Source organism: Streptomyces sp. NBC_00683 (assembly GCF_036226745.1).
Classification (GTDB): Bacteria; Actinomycetota; Actinomycetes; order Streptomycetales; family Streptomycetaceae; genus Streptomyces.
In genome coordinates this window covers 7733417-7748742 of sequence record NZ_CP109013.1, presented here as the reverse complement: position 1 = coordinate 7748742, position 15326 = coordinate 7733417, and the positions used below count along the sequence as shown (strand labels likewise).

Annotated in this window: 14 protein-coding genes; 8 read left to right on the top strand and 6 right to left on the bottom strand. The window is 70.4% G+C overall.

The window, feature by feature from the left end:
• Positions 1-20 precede the first annotated feature (20 nt).
• On the bottom strand, positions 21-1415 hold the full coding sequence (locus OG257_RS33730; protein ID WP_443054520.1) for a ricin-type beta-trefoil lectin domain protein: 1395 nt from the start codon (positions 1413-1415) through the stop codon (positions 21-23).
• Between the two features lie 139 nt (positions 1416-1554).
• Positions 1555-2478 (bottom strand): glycoside hydrolase family 16 protein, encoded by a 924-nt coding sequence (locus OG257_RS33725; protein ID WP_329213641.1) that lies wholly within the window; start codon positions 2476-2478, stop codon positions 1555-1557.
• 189 nt (positions 2479-2667) lie between these two features.
• On the opposite strand from OG257_RS33725, the gene OG257_RS33720 reads away from it, so the two are divergent.
• Entirely contained in the window at positions 2668-3192 is a 525-nt protein-coding gene (locus OG257_RS33720; protein WP_329213639.1) for a DUF4232 domain-containing protein, read from the top strand.
• Positions 3193-3349: 157 nt separating this feature from the next.
• Entirely contained in the window at positions 3350-3904 is a 555-nt protein-coding gene (locus OG257_RS33715; RefSeq protein ID WP_329213637.1) for a DNA polymerase ligase N-terminal domain-containing protein, read from the top strand.
• Between the two features lie 12 nt (positions 3905-3916).
• Here OG257_RS33715 and OG257_RS33710 read toward each other — a convergent pair whose 3' ends face one another.
• From OG257_RS33710 to OG257_RS33695, 4 genes are all read right to left on the bottom strand, one after another.
• Positions 3917-4300, bottom strand: coding sequence for a MerR family transcriptional regulator (locus tag OG257_RS33710; RefSeq protein WP_329215487.1), 384 nt, complete (start codon positions 4298-4300; stop codon positions 3917-3919).
• 29 nt (positions 4301-4329) lie between these two features.
• On the bottom strand, positions 4330-5364 hold the full coding sequence (locus OG257_RS33705) for an MDR family NADP-dependent oxidoreductase (protein ID WP_329213635.1): 1035 nt from the start codon (positions 5362-5364) through the stop codon (positions 4330-4332).
• 96 nt (positions 5365-5460) lie between these two features.
• Positions 5461-6168: a class F sortase gene (locus OG257_RS33700; RefSeq protein ID WP_329213633.1), complete on the bottom strand. Its 708-nt coding sequence runs from the start codon at positions 6166-6168 to the stop codon at positions 5461-5463.
• A 132-nt stretch (positions 6169-6300) separates the two neighbouring features.
• On the bottom strand, positions 6301-7032 hold the full coding sequence (locus OG257_RS33695; protein ID WP_329213631.1) for a hypothetical protein: 732 nt from the start codon (positions 7030-7032) through the stop codon (positions 6301-6303).
• Between the two features lie 453 nt (positions 7033-7485).
• On the opposite strand from OG257_RS33695, the gene OG257_RS33690 reads away from it, so the two are divergent.
• From OG257_RS33690 to OG257_RS33665, 6 genes are read left to right on the top strand one after another with little or no spacing between them, the layout of a single operon-like run.
• On the top strand, positions 7486-8691 hold the full coding sequence (locus tag OG257_RS33690) for an ROK family protein (protein WP_443054519.1): 1206 nt from the start codon (positions 7486-7488) through the stop codon (positions 8689-8691).
• Positions 8688-9521: an ABC transporter permease gene (locus OG257_RS33685; protein ID WP_329213627.1), complete on the top strand. Its 834-nt coding sequence runs from the start codon at positions 8688-8690 to the stop codon at positions 9519-9521. Before OG257_RS33690 ends, OG257_RS33685 begins: the two co-directional genes overlap by 4 nt.
• Positions 9518-10300, top strand: a complete 783-nt coding sequence (locus tag OG257_RS33680; protein ID WP_329213625.1) for an ABC transporter ATP-binding protein — start codon at positions 9518-9520, stop codon at positions 10298-10300. The genes OG257_RS33685 and OG257_RS33680 overlap by 4 nt, the downstream gene beginning before the upstream one ends.
• 49 nt (positions 10301-10349) lie before the next feature.
• The gene (locus OG257_RS33675) at positions 10350-11333 is read left to right on the top strand and encodes an aliphatic sulfonate ABC transporter substrate-binding protein (RefSeq protein WP_329213623.1); all 984 of its coding nucleotides are present in this window, start codon (positions 10350-10352) and stop codon (positions 11331-11333) included.
• Complete coding sequence (locus OG257_RS33670; RefSeq protein ID WP_329213621.1) at positions 11330-12856, top strand: sulfatase-like hydrolase/transferase; 1527 nt, start codon at positions 11330-11332, stop codon at positions 12854-12856. Before OG257_RS33675 ends, OG257_RS33670 begins: the two co-directional genes overlap by 4 nt.
• Complete coding sequence (locus tag OG257_RS33665) at positions 12853-15222, top strand: family 43 glycosylhydrolase (protein WP_329213619.1); 2370 nt, start codon at positions 12853-12855, stop codon at positions 15220-15222. Before OG257_RS33670 ends, OG257_RS33665 begins: the two co-directional genes overlap by 4 nt.
• Positions 15223-15326: the final 104 nt, after the last annotated feature.

The following is a 15326-nucleotide window of genomic DNA, read 5'->3' as shown; positions in this document are numbered from 1 at the left end:
CCGCCGGCCCCTGGGGGCACTCAGCCCCTGTACTGGGCGAAGACCCCGGTGAATTCCCAGGGTTGCTGACCGATGCCGGAGCAGGTGTCTGCGCCGCCTCCGGTGCAGGGCCGGTCGCGGTTGAGCGACCAGAAGGTGAGCCGTGCCAGGTGGTGCTGCTGGGCGTAGCCGAGGATGGTGCGGAAGTCGGCGACGGTGACGGTCTCGCTGTTGTCGGTGATGCCGTTCATCGAGGAGATGCCGGTGGCCCGGTAGGCCTGGTCGTCGGTGTAGCCGTAGGCGTTCTTGACGGCGGTCTTGAGGCCTTCGGCGGCCCGGACCGTGAGGGTGCCCATGTTCTGGCCCGCCCCGCCGAAGTTGAACGGCATGATCGTCCAGCTGTCGACGGTGAGGCCGGAGGAGGCCGCCCGGTTGATGAGTCCGGTGTCGGGGCCGTTCTGGCCGGTTCCGAAGGTGATGTAGATCTTGATGCCGGGGTTGTTGGCCCGGATCGTCCTGAGGGCGTCGACGGTGCGCTGCTGCACGGTCGGGCTGTCGTACGCAGCCGCTTCGATGTCGATGTCGATGGCCTTGAGGCCGTAGGCGTTGATGACCTTCTGGTAGGCGGCGGCCAGCTCGCCCGCACTGGAGCAGGAGCTCTCCAGCTTGTTGCCGCTCCAGCCTCCGAACGACGGGATGATGTCTCCGCCCGCGGCCCGGACGGTGTTGACGGTCTGCTGGTCGACGCCTCCGGTGAGCGGGCGTCCGCCGTCCCACTGGGGGTTGCAGTAGCCGTTGCTGAGGACGAAGGCGAGCGTGAACCAGGTGACGCCGGTGGCGTTCATGACGGTCGTCGGGTTCGGCGGGCTGCCCCAGCCGTTGTAGAGGTAGGGAGCCACCGCCATGGGTGCCTTGCCCGGTGCCGGGTCGCCACCGCCGGCCGGTGCGGTCCACTTCTGGTTCGCCGCGCCGGTGCAGGTCCAGATCTGCAGACGGGTTCCGTTGGCCGAGCTGTTGCCGGCGGCGTCCAGGCACTTGTCCGCCGGGACGGAGACGATGTCGCGTGCGGCCGATACGGACCAGCGCTGGTTGGCGCCGCCCGTGCAGTCCCACAGCTGGGTGACGGACCCGTTGGCGGTGCCGCCGTCCTTGACGTCCAGGCATTTGCCCAGCGCACGGATCGTCCCGTCGGAGCCGACGTTCCACTGCTGGGCGGCGGTCCCGTTGCAGTCGTAGAGCTGGACCGCCGTCCCGTTGACGGCCGAGGCTCCCGCCACGTCGACGCACTTCCCTGCCGGCCCTGTGATCTGTCCGACGGCCGCGGCCGCCGCGCCGGCGGGTGCGGCGGGGGTGAGGAACGAGGCCATCGCCACCAGGGAGAGGGCGGGCAGGATCAGCCGCCCGAGTCTCCTGCGAAGTGTGCGCACACCGGTCATACGGTCACCGTCCGTTTCGGGGAAGGTTGAGGAAGGTGCGGGGAAGGTGCGGGGAAGCCTTCGGAGAAGGGGAAAGGCCGGCGCCCGCCCGCAGGTTGTGCGACGGACGGGCACCGGGAGTGCTGCGGGCCGGGTTCGGTCAGTTGTTGGTGGTCACGCGTACGTAGTCGACGACGAGCTGCTGCGGGAACGTGGTGCTGCCGTCCGGATCGCCGGGCCAGTAGCCGCCGACGGCGAGGTTGAGTATGAGGAAGAACGGCTTGTTGAACACCCAGGGGTTGCCGTTGAGGTCGGCGGGCGTGCGCCTCTGGTAGACGGTGCCGTCGACGGACCAGGTGACGGAGTCCGGGGCCCAGTCGACGGCGAAGGTGTGGAAGGCGTCCGCGAAGGCGGCCCCGCCCGGGAGGCTGTATCCGGCACCGATTCCGCCGGATCCGGAGTAGCCGGGGCCGTGCAGGGTTCCGTGGACGGTGCCGGGCTCGAAGCCGACGTTCTCCATGACGTCGATCTCACCGCTGTTCGGCCAGCCGACGCTGCCGATGTCGGCGCCGAGCATCCAGAAGGCCGGCCACATCCCCTGTCCGCGCGGGACCTTCATCCTGGCCTCGACGTGACCGTACGTCTGGGTGAACTTGCCTGAGGTGTTGAGACGGGACGAGGTGTACTCGCAGGTTCCGTACCAGCACTGGTAGTTGCCGGGGTTCTCCTTGCGCGCGGTGATGACCAGGTTGCCCTGGCCGTCGAGGGCGGCGTTGTTGTTGCCCGCCGTGTAGTACTGCCGTTCGTGGTTGTTGACGTTGTCGCCGGTCTCGATCTGCCACTTGCCGCCGTCGACGGCCGAACCCGCGGCTCCGTCGAACTCGTCGGCGAACGCCACGGCGGCCGCAGCCGCCGCATTCGATTCCGTGGAGGACGCAGCCGTGTGGGGGGCGGGTGCGGCCGAGGCGCCTGCGGGAAGGGCGGTCAGGGCCGCCGAACAGCAGAGCAGCGAGAGGGCGTACATCATCGTGCGACGCCGTTTCGCCGGACGCCTCATGGTGTGTTCCGAGGGGTGCACAGTCATCACGTCACTTCGAGGTGGTGGATGGTGGGGGGCATGTGCATGACAGACGAACGCCGAGAGATGAACGGTTGGGGCGCTCATCCCGGGCATATATTTCAACTCTTGATTTAAGACAGGTCGCGAAGAGCCGTCAAGGTCTTGGTCCAGACCGGGCGGGTAGAAGTCGTCGCGATGGGGAACGGACAACTCATGCGTATTCAACCCGTACTGGCCGTTCCCGCCACTCTCGCCCTTGCCCTGCTGGCCCCGGCCGGGGCCCTGGCCACATCCTCCGCCGTCGCGGCTCCGGCGCCGCCCACCTGCCGTGACAGCCGTCTGGCCGTCGCCGCCACCGCTTCGGACCAGCCCGACGCGGTGCGGATCAGCATCACCAACCGCGGCGGCACGGCCTGTGTCGTCGACCGCATCCCCACCGTGGTCTTCGGCGACCTGGACGGCGCGGCCCAGCCGGTGCCCGCGAGCGAGAGCGCACCGTACCGCCTGGCGGCAGGCCGCTCGGCGTACGCGGCGGTGCGCACGCTGGACCCCACGTCGACGGAGCTGCGGGTGGTGGACCGGCTGACGGTCGCCGGGGACCCCTCCCACCGGGGACGGACGTTCGACGCCGCCTCCCTGGGAGCCCCTGACGGGATCCGGGTCTGGGAACCGGTCACCACGTCGTGGCACCCGTCGCAGTCCGCCGCCGACGCGGTGCTGGAGCGGCACACGGACTGACCGGGCAGATACCGCGGCCCGCCGTGCGGGCGCCGTCGTGCGCCGCGCGGCCGGCAGCGGCACAGTGGAGGTACGGACTGTGCGGGTGCCTGCGCTGCCTCGGCCGCGCGGAGCCGCACGCTTCGTCCGACGGCATCCCGGGCGGAAGGATCCAGGCGTGAACAGCGACGGCGCACGACGTTTCGTGGTGCAGATCCATGACGCCCGGCGGATGCACTTCGACTTCCGCCTCGAACTGGACGGCGTACTGAAGTCGTGGGCCGTTCCCCGCGGCCCGTCGGACAATCCGCGCGACAAGCGGCTGGCCGTGCCGACGGAGGACCACCCGCTGGAGTACCGCGAGTTCGAAGGAGTCATTCCACCCGACGAACAGGGCAGCGGCACCGTCATCGTCTGGGACCAGGGCACCTACCGCCCGCTCAGCCACGACGCCGAGGGCGCGCCCGTGCCGTTCGGCGAGTCCCTGGACCGCGGGCACGCCACGTTCTGGCTCGACGGGAGCAAACTGCACGGCGAATTCACGCTCACCCGTTTCCGCATCGGCAACGAGGGCGACACCGAGGGTCCCGAGGCCTGGCTGCTCATCAAGGCCAACGACCGGCAGGCCGTACGCGACAGGCCCGGCACACCCGACCCGTACCACGCCCGCTCGGCCCGCACCGGCCGGACGCTGCACCAGGTCGCCGCCGCGGAACGGGAGAGCGCCGGCTGACCGTCGTCCTCGTCAGGTCACGGTCGCGCGCCCCGTGACCCGCGCCGCGAGCTGCTCCCGCAGCCGGCTCAGCCGGGCGATCTCCGCGTCGAGTACGGCAAGTCGTCTCGCCGCCACTCCCTCGCTCTCCACTCCCCCTTCCCCGAACCCGGCGCAGGACCGGGGCGGTCCGTCGACCAGCAGGTCCAGGCGGTCCGAGCAGTGCCGCACATCCTCGACCGTCAGCCCCAGCGACAGCAGCTCACGGATGACGCGGACCCTGGCGACATCACGCGTCCCGTACTCGCGCTGGCCCGTGGTGCTGCGTCTGGGCGGTGGCAGCAGTCCCCGCTCCTCGTAGAACCGCAACGCTCTGCGTGTGGTCCCCGCTGCCGCCGCAGCATCACCGATCCGCATCCGCCACCCCCAGGTCTCCCGCAGCGTTCTCACAACGTGACGACGACGGTGCCGAGATGGTGACCGCCGATCATCTCGTGCAACGCCCGCGCGGCGTTGTCCATGCCCGCGATCCGCACATGCGGGAAGGTGATCTCTCCGGAACGCAGCCACTGCCCGAACCTCCGGTTCCACTCCCCGTGCGCCTCCGGGTGGTCCAGCCCGCTGATGCCGGTCATCGAGATGCGCTTGACGACGAGCTGGAACGAGTCGATCTCGACCGGGGCCGTGGTGCCGCTCCCCTGCTCGGACAGCTGGCCCGACAGCGCCCCGACCAGTACGAACCGGGCGCCCGGGCGCGCCGCCCCGACGGCCGCCCGCAACTGCTCCCCACCGACCATGTCGACGAACACATCGATGCCCTGGGGCGCCGCTTCGGCCAGCCGCGCGGACAGGGAGCCCTCCGGTCCCCTCAGCACGACCGCGTCGTACCCCAGGCTCTCCCGCATCACGGCGGCCTTCTCCGGTGAACCCGTGCTGCCGATCACGCGGCCGGCCCCGAGCAGCCGGGCGGTCTGTCCCGCCATGGATCCGACCGCTCCGGCTCCGCCGGACACGAACACCGTCTCACCGGCCCGCAGTTCCGCGACCCGGGTGAGTGCCGCGTACGCCAGGGAACCCTGGGAGAGGTGCGCCACCGGGTCGGGCAGGACGTCACCGAGCGGCGTGCATCCTGCGGCGGGGACCACGGCGTACTCCCGCCAGCCGAGATAGTGCGAGACCCGTTCGCCCACGGCCGGTCCGCCGGGGCCCGGGTTCGCCACGACCTCTCCGACGGCCGCGCCGAACAGCGTGTCCCCGGGGCCCACACCCGGGAAGGGTGCGCCTTCCACTCCCCCGCCGATGACGGTACGCAGGGCGGGAAAGACCTGGAAGCAGTCGTTGCGCACCAGCACCTCGCCCTCCCCGGGCTGCGGCAGCGGTGTCTCCACGACGTGGAAGTGCTCCGGGCGCGGCAGTCCTTCGGGCACGGCGGCAAGCCGCACTTCCCGGGAGGTACGGGGCAGGGACGTTCGAACGGTCATGCGAGGCTCCTCGTCTGCGTGCCTCCGGCCGGTCGGCCGGAGGCACGCAGACGCTAAACCCTCACCTGTACGTCAGAGGCAAGCCCCGGGCTGTCGTCACGCGGGCCTGACGCCTGCCAGGTGGGCGAACACCACCACGTTGTCCTTGTAGTCCTTCGCCTTCTTGTCGTACTCGCCGCCACAGGTGATCAAGCGGAGCTGGGCGGTGCCGTTGTCGGCGTACACCCGCTCGTCGGGGAAGTTCGCCTTGCTGAACGTCTCGACCGAATCCACCTTGAACACGGTGACGATGCCGTCCTCGCGGGTGATGCTCACCTTGTTGCCGGGCTTGAGCGTCCCGAGCAGCAGGAACACGGCGGGGCCCGTCATGGTGTCGACATGACCGGCGACGACCGAGGTGCCGCGCTCACCGGGGGTGGCTCCGTCCTTGAACCAGCCGGCCAGATTCCTGTCGTTCACGGGCGGCGCGTCCAGCCGCCCCGACGGACCGATGGCCAGCGGTGTGAAGGGGGCGTCGACGGCGATCTTCTTGATCCTGATCCGCTCGGGCTCGGACCGGGACAGCCCGTAGGACTCGACGGACGGGGAGGGCGACGGAACGGGCGCGGGCGAGGCCGCAGCGGGAGAGGACGCGGGCGCCCGCGTCGGAGCCACGGCGGCGACGGGCGGCGGCACTCCTGCCGAGGCGTCGAAGGAGTTGTAGACGAGGAGGAAGCCCAGACCCACCGCCACGGCGGGCCACAGCAGGGAACGGCCGAGGGCAGGAGAAGCGGACTCTGTGTCGGACGGCTGCTGGGCGGCCATGCGCATGCTGCCTTTCGTGTACGAGGAGGGCGGGGCGGAACGGACCGGGAAACGCAGGGGAAAATCGGCGCGGCCACCGCCCGGGAAGGGCGGCGGCCACGACAGGAATACCTTCGGCCGAGCGGGCGCCTGTCAGGCTGCCGCGACACCCGAGGCGTTGCGGCGGCGCAGCCGGTATGCGGCCGCTCCGATACCGCCGAGCATCAGCACGGAGCCCGCTGCCAGGCCGCCGCCGGACAGAGCCATCGCTCCACCGCCGGTGTGGACGCCGCCCTCCGGCTTCTCGTGCTTCCAGGTCTCGGACTTCTCGCTGCCCGTGGTGCTGCCGGACTCGGAGCCCTCTTCCTTGTCCTTCTGCCAGTCGTCGGCCGTGATACCGGCCAGCGCACCGCCACCGGTGTGCACGCCGCCCTCCGGCTTCTCGTGCTTCCACGACTCCGGCTTCTCACGGTCCGCGTTGCTGCCCGTGGACTCCTCCTCCTTGTCCTTCTGCCAGTCGTCCGCCGTGATACCGGCCAGCGCACCGCCACCGGTGTGCACGCCGCCCTCCGGCTTCTCGTGCTTCCACGACTCCGGCTTCTCACGGTCCGCGTTGCTGCCCGTGGACTCCTCCTCCTTGTCCTTCTGCCAGTCGTCCGCCGTGATACCGGCCAGCGCACCGCCACCGGTGTGCACGCCGCCCTCCGGCTTCTCGTGCTTCCAGGAGTCGGGCTTCTCGCGGTCGTCGTTGCTGCTGCTGCTCGATGAGGAGCCGCTGTCCTTGTCCCAGTCGTCCGCCGAGGTCACGGCGTAAGCGGCTGGGGCAGAGACCGCGAGGACCGCCGTGACGGCGGCCGATGCGAACAGGGTGCGGGCAGAGCGCATGAATACACAGTCCTTTCACCACCCCCGCGACGGCCGGCTGGTTGTCGGCTCATCGGATCGCAGGTGCGACGTGATCCACCGTCAGCTGAATTGCCGTGTCCCACCACTGGGGAGGGCCGCATTCGAGGGACTCCATGGGCTCTTCGTGTGACAGTCGGCCAGATGTCACCCGTTGGACGGCACGCCACGCCGAGGCGATGTTTGGGCGGCGGCGGTGCGCCGGTGTTCCGGTCCCGGACGGTTCACTCCCTGCTTTGCCAGTGAGAGTTGAGACGGCCCGCGGACGTCGCGGCGGTGGTCGTACCGATCGCCCGGTGCCACCGGCCGGCGGGCCGTTCCTGAGGACCGAGGATCGGCTTCCGCCGCGTGCGGGACGTCCGAACCGACCCGCGTTGCAGCATCATGAACATTTTTCCGGGAAGTTGACGAAAAAATCGCGGCCTCACCATGCTGATGGCCATGCACTCTCAAGGTGGCCCGCTGTCACGGCTCAGACGCGGGCACGAGGAACTCGTACTCGGCCTGCTGCGCAGGCACGGACCGCAGAGCCGAGCCGAGCTCGGACGCCGCGCGGGACTGTCCCGCACCACGCTGTACGACATCGTCGGGACGCTGGTCGCGAGCGGAGCCGTCGTGCCGTCCGCGGCGAACCCCGGCCCTCGCCGGCGCGGCCGTCCCGTCGAGCACCTCACGCTCAACCCCGCGGCCGGGCAGGCCATCGGAATCGACTTCGCGCGCCGCGCCGTCCATGTGGCGGCGGCCAATGTGGCCCATGAGGTGATCGGTTCGGCGAGTGCGGCCCATGGGCCCGGGCTCTCCTGGGAGCGAAGGGTCGAACTGGCCGAGCAGCTCGTGGAGTCGATCTCCGGATCGACGCCGCGGCTGACGGCTCTCGGCTCGACGGGGGCGGTCGGCGTCGGTGTCGTGGGGCCGGTCCGGCTGACCCGGGAGGGGCAGGTGCCGGACGGTCCCCTGGCGGCTCTCACAGAGCTGCTGGGCAAGCGGTTCGGCGCGCCCGTGCTGCTGGACAACAACACCCGTCTCGCCGCGCTCGCCGAGTGCGCTTGGGGAGCGGCGGCGGGCTACCGGGACGTGCTCTACCTGCGGCTGTCGCACGGGGTGGGCGGCGGCCTCGTCGTGAACGGTTCGCTGCACCGGGGCGTGGACGGCCTCGCGGGCGAGCTCGGGCACATAACCGCCGATCCCGCGGGCGTGCCGTGCGAGTGCGGCGGCACCGGCTGCCTGGAGACGGTCGCTTCGGTGGGCGCCGTCCTCGACGCCTACCGAAGCCTGGGCGGAACCGCCGAGGACGTCACCGCCCTGCTGGCCGCGAGCGACAGCGGAGAGCCTGCCGCGCACGAGGTGCTCGCCGCGGCCGGGGCCCGGACAGGTGCGGTACTCGCCGCGGTCGTCAACGCCGTCGGGCCCGGAGTCATCGTGCTGGGCGGCGAACTCGCCCGCGCGGGAGATGCCCTGCTGGGACCGGTCGGGCAAGCCCTCGACAGCCATGTACTGCCGTTCGCCCGGGACGGTGTGACGCTGCGGCGAGCCGCGCTCGACGAGGCGGGCGGTGCACTCGGCGGCGTGGCTCTCGCCCTTCATGAATCGCCGCTGCTCGCCCGCTATCCGGGCACCGAAGACCCCGAGGACGTCCTATGAGTTCCACGGAGATACCGATCGAGGAAGCCGTGCCCGGGCAGGCAGCCCGTGCCCGGCGGGCCCGTACCCTCCGCGACAAGCGCTCCTTCCTGCCTGCGCTCGGGCTCAATCTGATCGCACTGGCCGTCGGTGTGGGCGCCTGGGCCCTGCTGGCCCGTGCGGGTGTGCAGGCGCTCCCGGGCCCGGTCGCGGTCGCGGACCGGGCCGGCGAGCTGATCGCCGACGGCACGTTGCCGGTGGACGCCCTCGCGAGTCTGCGCCGGGTGCTGACGGGCTTCGCGCTGGGCACCCTGCTGGCCGTGCCCGTCGGCTTTCTGATGGGGTGGTACCCGGTGGCGCGCGGCCTGCTGGAGCCGTACGTCCAGTTCTTCCGTACGGTGCCGCCCCTGGCGCTGATTCCACTGGCGATCGTGCTGCTGGGCATCGGCGAGGTGCCCAAGGTGTTCGTGATCTTCCTGGCGGCTTTCCTGTCGAGCGTGGTGGCCGCCTTCCAGGGGGTCGTCGGCGTGGACCGCACGCTCATCGACGCGGCGCGGGTGCTCGGCGCGCGGGACGGGACCGTCTTCGTCAAGGTGGTCGTGCCGGCGTCAGCCCCGTTCATCCTCGTCGGGATGCGCATCGGGCTGGGATCGGCCTGGGGGACGCTCGTCGCCGCGGAGCTGATCGCCGCGCAGGAGGGTCTGGGCTTCCGGATGCAGCAGGCCCAGCTCTACTACGACCTCCCCACCATCTTCGTCGGGCTGATCACCATCGGAGTCCTCGGGCTGCTGATGGACCGTCTGCTGCTGCTCGCCGAACGTCGTCTCACCCGCTGGCAGGAGACCCGATGAACGACGCCAAAATCTCCTTCCGGCAGGTGTCCCGGACCTTCCCGATGAAGAACTCGCTGTTCACGGCCCTGGACCAGGTGTCGCTGGACATCGGCGACGAGGAGTTCGTCACCGTCGTCGGCCCATCCGGGTGCGGCAAGAGCACCCTGCTCAATCTGGCCGCCGGACTCACCACGCCGACCGGGGGCGAGGTCCTCGTCGACGGCCGGCCGGTCACCGGTCCCGGACCGGACAGGGGCGTCATCTTCCAGCAGTACGCGCTCTTCCCCTGGCTGACGGTGCGCGGCAACGTCGAGTTCGGGCTGAAGCTGGCATCCGTACCCCGGGCGGAACGAAGGCGCAGGGCCGAGCGTGCCATCGAACTGGTGGGGCTGTCCGACTTCGCGGAGGCACTGCCCAAGACGCTGTCCGGCGGGATGAAGCAGCGCTGCGCCATCGCCCGTGCCTACGCGGTGGATCCGCAGGTGCTGCTGATGGACGAGCCGTTCGGAGCGCTGGACGCCCTGACACGGGTTCAGCTTCAGGACCGGCTCCTGGACACCTGGAGCCGGGAGCGGCGCACAGTCCTGTTCGTCACGCACGACGTGGACGAGGCCGTCTACCTCGCCCGGCGCGTCGTGGTGATGGCGGCACGGCCGGGCCGTATCCACTCGGTGATCGACGTCGACCTGCCCTATCCGCGTACCGAGGCCATCCGGCTCTCCCCCGAATTCGCCCGCATCCGCAACACGGTCTGGCAGGCGGTCTACCACCAGGCTCCGGTAGCGCCGGTCGCCTGATCGCTCCGATCCCCCGCCCACCTCTTACCTCCCTAAGGATCACTTCGTCATGCGTATACCTCAGCGCGCCCTGACGGCGGCCACCGCCGTGTCCGTCCTGGCACTCTCCGTGACCGGATGCTCCGGTGACTCCTCGGCCGACAGCGGGCAGAAGGTCCGCTTCGGCTACATCAGCGACTACAACGGCGCGAGTCTGCTGGCCATCGCCGACAAGCAGGGGCTGTGGAAGGAGCAGGGCCTGTCGCCCGAGTACAAGATCTTCACGAACGGCCCCCTGCAGATCCAGGCGCTCGGCGCGGGCGACCTGGACTTCGGTTACATCGGCCCCGGCGCGATGTGGCTCCCCGCGTCCGGCAAGGCGAAGGTCGTCGCGATCAACACGCTCGCCCATGCCGACCGCGTCATCGCCCAGCCCGGCATCACGTCCATCGCGGACCTCAAGGGCAAGAAGGTCGGCGTGCCCGAGGGGACGTCCGGGGAGATGGCGCTCAACCTCGCCCTGCAGAAGGCCGGAATGACGGCGAAGGACATCGAGAAGGTCCCGATGGATCCGTCCACCGTCGTCTCCGCGTTCGTGTCCGGACAGATCGACGGGGCCGGGCTCTGGTATCCCCTGATCGACACCATCAAGAAGCGGAAGCCCGGCCTCCAGGAGGTCGCGAGCACCGAGGACTTCACGGACAAGGCGTTCCCGACGGCGTTCGTCGGCGCCAACGGGACCGGGAAGGGGCTCACCACCAAGGTCGTCAAGGTCCTCCAGAAGGCCAACGACTGGCGTGCCGCGCACCCGGACGAGTCCATCGACGTCGCGGCCTCCCTGCTGAAGATCGACCGCAAGGCGGTGGCGGCCGATGCCCGGAACGTGAAGACCATGTCCACGGCCGAGCTGGTCGCCGCGACCGAGAACGGCACGGTGGGCTCCTGGCTGGACGGGCTCGGAACCTTCTTCGTCGGTACCGGGCAGCTCGAGAAGGCGCCGTCGCCGGAGACGTACTACGACGGCGACCTCTACACGAAGGCGTACGGCAAGTGAACCTGCTGTTCCTCATGACGGACCAGCACCGGGTGGACACCCTCGGCTGCTACGGGAACCCGCATGTCGCCACACCGAACCTGGACCGGCTGGCGGCCACCGGGACGCGCTTCGACCGCTTCTACACGCCCACGGCGATCTGCACCCCCGCCCGGGCGAGCCTGCTCACCGGGCAGGCGCCGTTCCGCCACCGGCTGCTCGCCAACTACGAGCGAAACGTCGGCTATCTCGAGGACCTGCGCGAGGACGCCTTCACCTTCCCCGACGCGCTGCGCGCACGCGACTACCGGCTCGGGCTGATCGGGAAGTGGCACGGCGGCACCCACCGCAACGCCTCCTCGTACGGCTTCGAGGGCCCCGACCTGCCCGGCTGGCACAACCCCGTCGACCATCCGGACTACCTGGCGTACCTGGAGGAGCGCGGGCTGCCGCCGTACCGGATCTCCGAACCGGTACGGGGAACGGCTCCGGGAGGCAATCCGGGAAATCTGCTCGCCGCCCGGCTGCACCAGCCGGTGGAAGCGACGTTCGAGTACTACCTCGCCACCCGCGCCATCGAGCACCTGGAGCGGTACGCGGCCGGCGGCCGCCCCTTCTTCCTCGCGACCCACTTCTTCGGACCGCACCTGCCCTACCTGCTGCCCGACGCCTACTACGACCTCTACGATCCGGCTCTCGTCGAACTGCCGCCCTCGATGGCCGAGACCTTCGAGGGAAAGCCTCCGGTGCAGCGCAACTACAGCGCCCACTGGGCCTTCGACACCATCCCGATCGAGACCACCCGCAAGCTCATCGCGGTCTACTGGGGCTACGTCACCATGATCGACGAGCAGATCGGGCGCATACTGACCCGCCTGGACGAACTGGGGCTGGAGGACGACACCTCGGTGTTCTTCACCGCGGACCACGGGGAGTTCACCGGCGCGCACCGGCTGCACGACAAGGGGCCGGCCATGTACGAGGACATCTACCGCATCCCCGGCATCGTGCGGATCCCCGGTGCGCCCCCGCAGGTGAGGGACGAGCTGGTCGGTCTCACCGACTGCACGGCGACCCTGCTGGAACTGGCGGGCTGCGACACCTCGCCCGCGGTGGACAGCCGCAGCCTGGTTCCCCTGGTCCGCGGCGAGCACCCCGACTGGCCGGGGGAGCTCGTCGCCGAGTTCCACGGCCACCACTTCCCGTATCCGCAGCGGATGATCCGCGACGACCGCTACAAGCTCGTCGTCAATCCGGAGTCGGTCAACGAGCTGTACGACCTCGAAGCGGATCCGCACGAGCTCAGCAACCGGTACATGCATCCCGAATGCGCGGCGGTGCGACGCCGGTTGATGCGACGGCTGTACGAGCTGCTGCGTGAGCGCGGCGACAACTTCTACCACTGGATGACGTCGATGTACGACATCGGTGCCTCGGACCACGACCCCAGCCTCAGCGCCTTCGAGACCGGCGGCACGACCTGGACCGCGCCCGCGGATCCGGGCGGGAGCCTCACGGAGACCACACTCACGGAGACCACATGAGACGCGTGCGAAGAACCGTCCGCTCCCGTTCCGTTCCCCCGTGGGCGGCCGCGGTCGCCGCCCTGCTCTGGCTGTTCACCCTCGCGACGGCGCCGTCCCACGGTGCGCAGAACCGTCCGTCCGCGGCGACGACGTATACGAACCCGGTCTCCGCCGGGGCCGTGGACACCTTTCCCGATCCCGCGATGATCCGGGGCAAGGACGGCCTCTGGTACGCGTACGGCACACAGAATCCGGTGCTGCAGAGCGAGGGCGAGGACGGGGAGCGCATGCTGCCGATCCTGCGCTCGGCCGACATGGTGACCTGGGAGTACGCCGGAGAGGTCTTCACTCCCGCGAACAAGCCTGCCTGGCACAACGGTTCGCGGCTCTGGGCGCCCGATGTCCACTACGCGTTCGGGCTGTACTACCTCTACTACTCCGTGCCCGGGCGCAACACCGTGGGTCTCGCCACGTCGGCCGGCCCCACGGGCCCCTGGACGGACCGGGGCGCTGTGCTGCCCGCGCCGAGCGGCTGCCCGGCCGGCAACATCGACCAGGCGCAGTTCACCGACACGGACGGCACGCCCTATCTGTACTGGGGCAGTTACGACACGATCTGCGTCGCGAGGATGAACGGCGACCGGACCCGGACCGAGGGTGAGGTCACGCAGATCGCCCGTGGTCGCCGTGTGGAGGGCGCCTTCGTCGTGCGGCGCGACGACTTCTACTACCTGTTCTACTCCGACGCGGGCTGCTGCGACGGCGCCTACAGCGGCTATCAGGTGAAGGCGGGCCGCTCGACGAGTCCCACCGGTCCGTTCGTGGACGACGAGGGCACCGATCTGATGGCCCTCACCAGCAAGGCCGGTGTGGTCGCCGGTGCGAACGGCAACCGTTGGATCGGTCCGGGCCACAACGCGATCCAGACCGATCTGTCCGGACAGGACTGGCTGGTCTACCACGGCATCCCCTCCGAGGCCCCCGACCTCGCACCGGCGTCGAACGGCACGCTGAAGCTGACACGGCGTCCGATGCTCATCGACCGGCTCGACTGGATCGACGGATGGCCCGTCGTCCGGGCGGGTGCGGGGCCGTCGGACGGTCCGACGGCCGCTCCGGTCACCGCATGGGCCGCGGGCGGAACCTTCAACGAGGGGGGTCTCTCCGGCTGGCGCGCCGAGGGCAGCGGGACCGCCGGCTGGTCCGCCGCGACGGATCCGGACGCCCGCGGCCATGCCGTGCACGCCCCGGCCGGCTCCGGGACGGAGGCCGCATACCTCGTCTCCGGCGGTCGCGCACCCGCGGCACTGCGGGCCGAGGCCGACCTCAGAGTGACGGCGGCGGGTGGTGCGGCGGGCGTGACCGTGGCCCATCGGGACCCCGGCAACCGCATCGTGGCCTGGCTCGACAGCGCACGTGGGTCCCTGGTCACCGATGTACGGGTGGACGGCAGGAGTCGCGGCGAGCAGGCCACCGCGCTGCCGTCCGGCTTCTCCTGGGGCACCTGGCACAACGTGTCCGTGGAGCTGCGCGGTACCCGGATGACGGTGGAGGTGACCGGCGACCGGCTCCGGGACCCGGTGGCCGTGCAGAGGCGTGAGGTGCCCGCCGCGGCTGTCCGCCCGGGCGCTGTCGGAGCCGCGGCCCGCGGTTCGGGGGCCGCGGCGGACAACGTGGGCGCGGCGGCCCTGTACCGGCCGGTGACCTCCCGGGTGGATCCGCCCCGGACCGGGAAGCTGCTCACCGCGTACAGCGACGAGTTCGACACCCCCGCGGTCCCGGGAACGTCCCCCGGTTCCCCCTGGCAATGGGTGCGGGGCCCGGCCGCCGGGGTCACCGTGGGGGGCGGTTCGCTCTCCTGGCCGACGCAGGACGCCGAGCTCTACCTGGGCGACAACCGGGCCTCCGTCCTCCTGCGGGACGCACCGCAGGGCGACTACACCGTCGAGACGAGGATGCGGTTCGCACCGGACCGCACGGCGCAGCAGGCGGGGCTCGTGCTGTACGAGAACGACGACCGCTGGTTCAAGCTCGTCCACTCCGTGCTGCCGCTCACCAACGGCAACGGAGCCCTGCTCCATGTCAGCGAGTTCGGCAAGGAGGGCGAACGCCCCACCACCACCCCGCCGACCGCCGTCGCCAATGCCCCGATGTTCGGGGGGCCCACGGCCGACACCCTGTGGCTCCGGATGACGTACCACCACGACGCCGTGAACCAGGAACACGAGGTCCGCGCCTTCACCAGCCGCGACGGCGTCCATTGGTCGGCCGGCAGCGTCTGGACCCTCCCCGTACGGGGCGAGCTGAAGATCGGCCTCATCTCACTCAACCGCTCGGGCGCGCTCGCCGACTTCGACTACGTGCGGACCTACCGGGATCGATGAGCCGATCCGCCACTTCCTGAACAGACGAGGCTTCAGATCTCACGCTCCGTCACCGAGCAGGGCGAATCAAAGGGGCAATCACTGCGGGGGCGTCATCAGTTCTT

What these genes read in the sequence shown, in the direction of transcription:
- OG257_RS33725 (WP_329213641.1), bottom strand. Translation starts at nt 2,478, where the DNA reads ATGACTGTGCACCCCTCGGAACACACCATGAGGCGTCCGGCGAAACGG.
- OG257_RS33680 (WP_329213625.1), top strand. Translation starts at nt 9,518, where the DNA reads ATGAACGACGCCAAAATCTCCTTCCGGCAGGTGTCCCGGACCTTCCCG.
- OG257_RS33690 (WP_443054519.1), top strand. Translation starts at nt 7,486, where the DNA reads ATGGCCATGCACTCTCAAGGTGGCCCGCTGTCACGGCTCAGACGCGGG.
- OG257_RS33675 (WP_329213623.1), top strand. Translation starts at nt 10,350, where the DNA reads ATGCGTATACCTCAGCGCGCCCTGACGGCGGCCACCGCCGTGTCCGTC.
- OG257_RS33700 (WP_329213633.1), bottom strand. Translation starts at nt 6,168, where the DNA reads ATGGCCGCCCAGCAGCCGTCCGACACAGAGTCCGCTTCTCCTGCCCTC.
- OG257_RS33685 (WP_329213627.1), top strand. Translation starts at nt 8,688, where the DNA reads ATGAGTTCCACGGAGATACCGATCGAGGAAGCCGTGCCCGGGCAGGCA.
- OG257_RS33705 (WP_329213635.1), bottom strand. Translation starts at nt 5,364, where the DNA reads ATGACCGTTCGAACGTCCCTGCCCCGTACCTCCCGGGAAGTGCGGCTT.
- OG257_RS33730 (WP_443054520.1), bottom strand. Translation starts at nt 1,415, where the DNA reads ATGACCGGTGTGCGCACACTTCGCAGGAGACTCGGGCGGCTGATCCTG.
- OG257_RS33710 (WP_329215487.1), bottom strand. Translation starts at nt 4,300, where the DNA reads ATGCGGATCGGTGATGCTGCGGCGGCAGCGGGGACCACACGCAGAGCG.
- OG257_RS33720 (WP_329213639.1), top strand. Translation starts at nt 2,668, where the DNA reads ATGCGTATTCAACCCGTACTGGCCGTTCCCGCCACTCTCGCCCTTGCC.
- OG257_RS33695 (WP_329213631.1), bottom strand. Translation starts at nt 7,032, where the DNA reads ATGCGCTCTGCCCGCACCCTGTTCGCATCGGCCGCCGTCACGGCGGTC.
- OG257_RS33665 (WP_329213619.1), top strand. Translation starts at nt 12,853, where the DNA reads ATGAGACGCGTGCGAAGAACCGTCCGCTCCCGTTCCGTTCCCCCGTGG.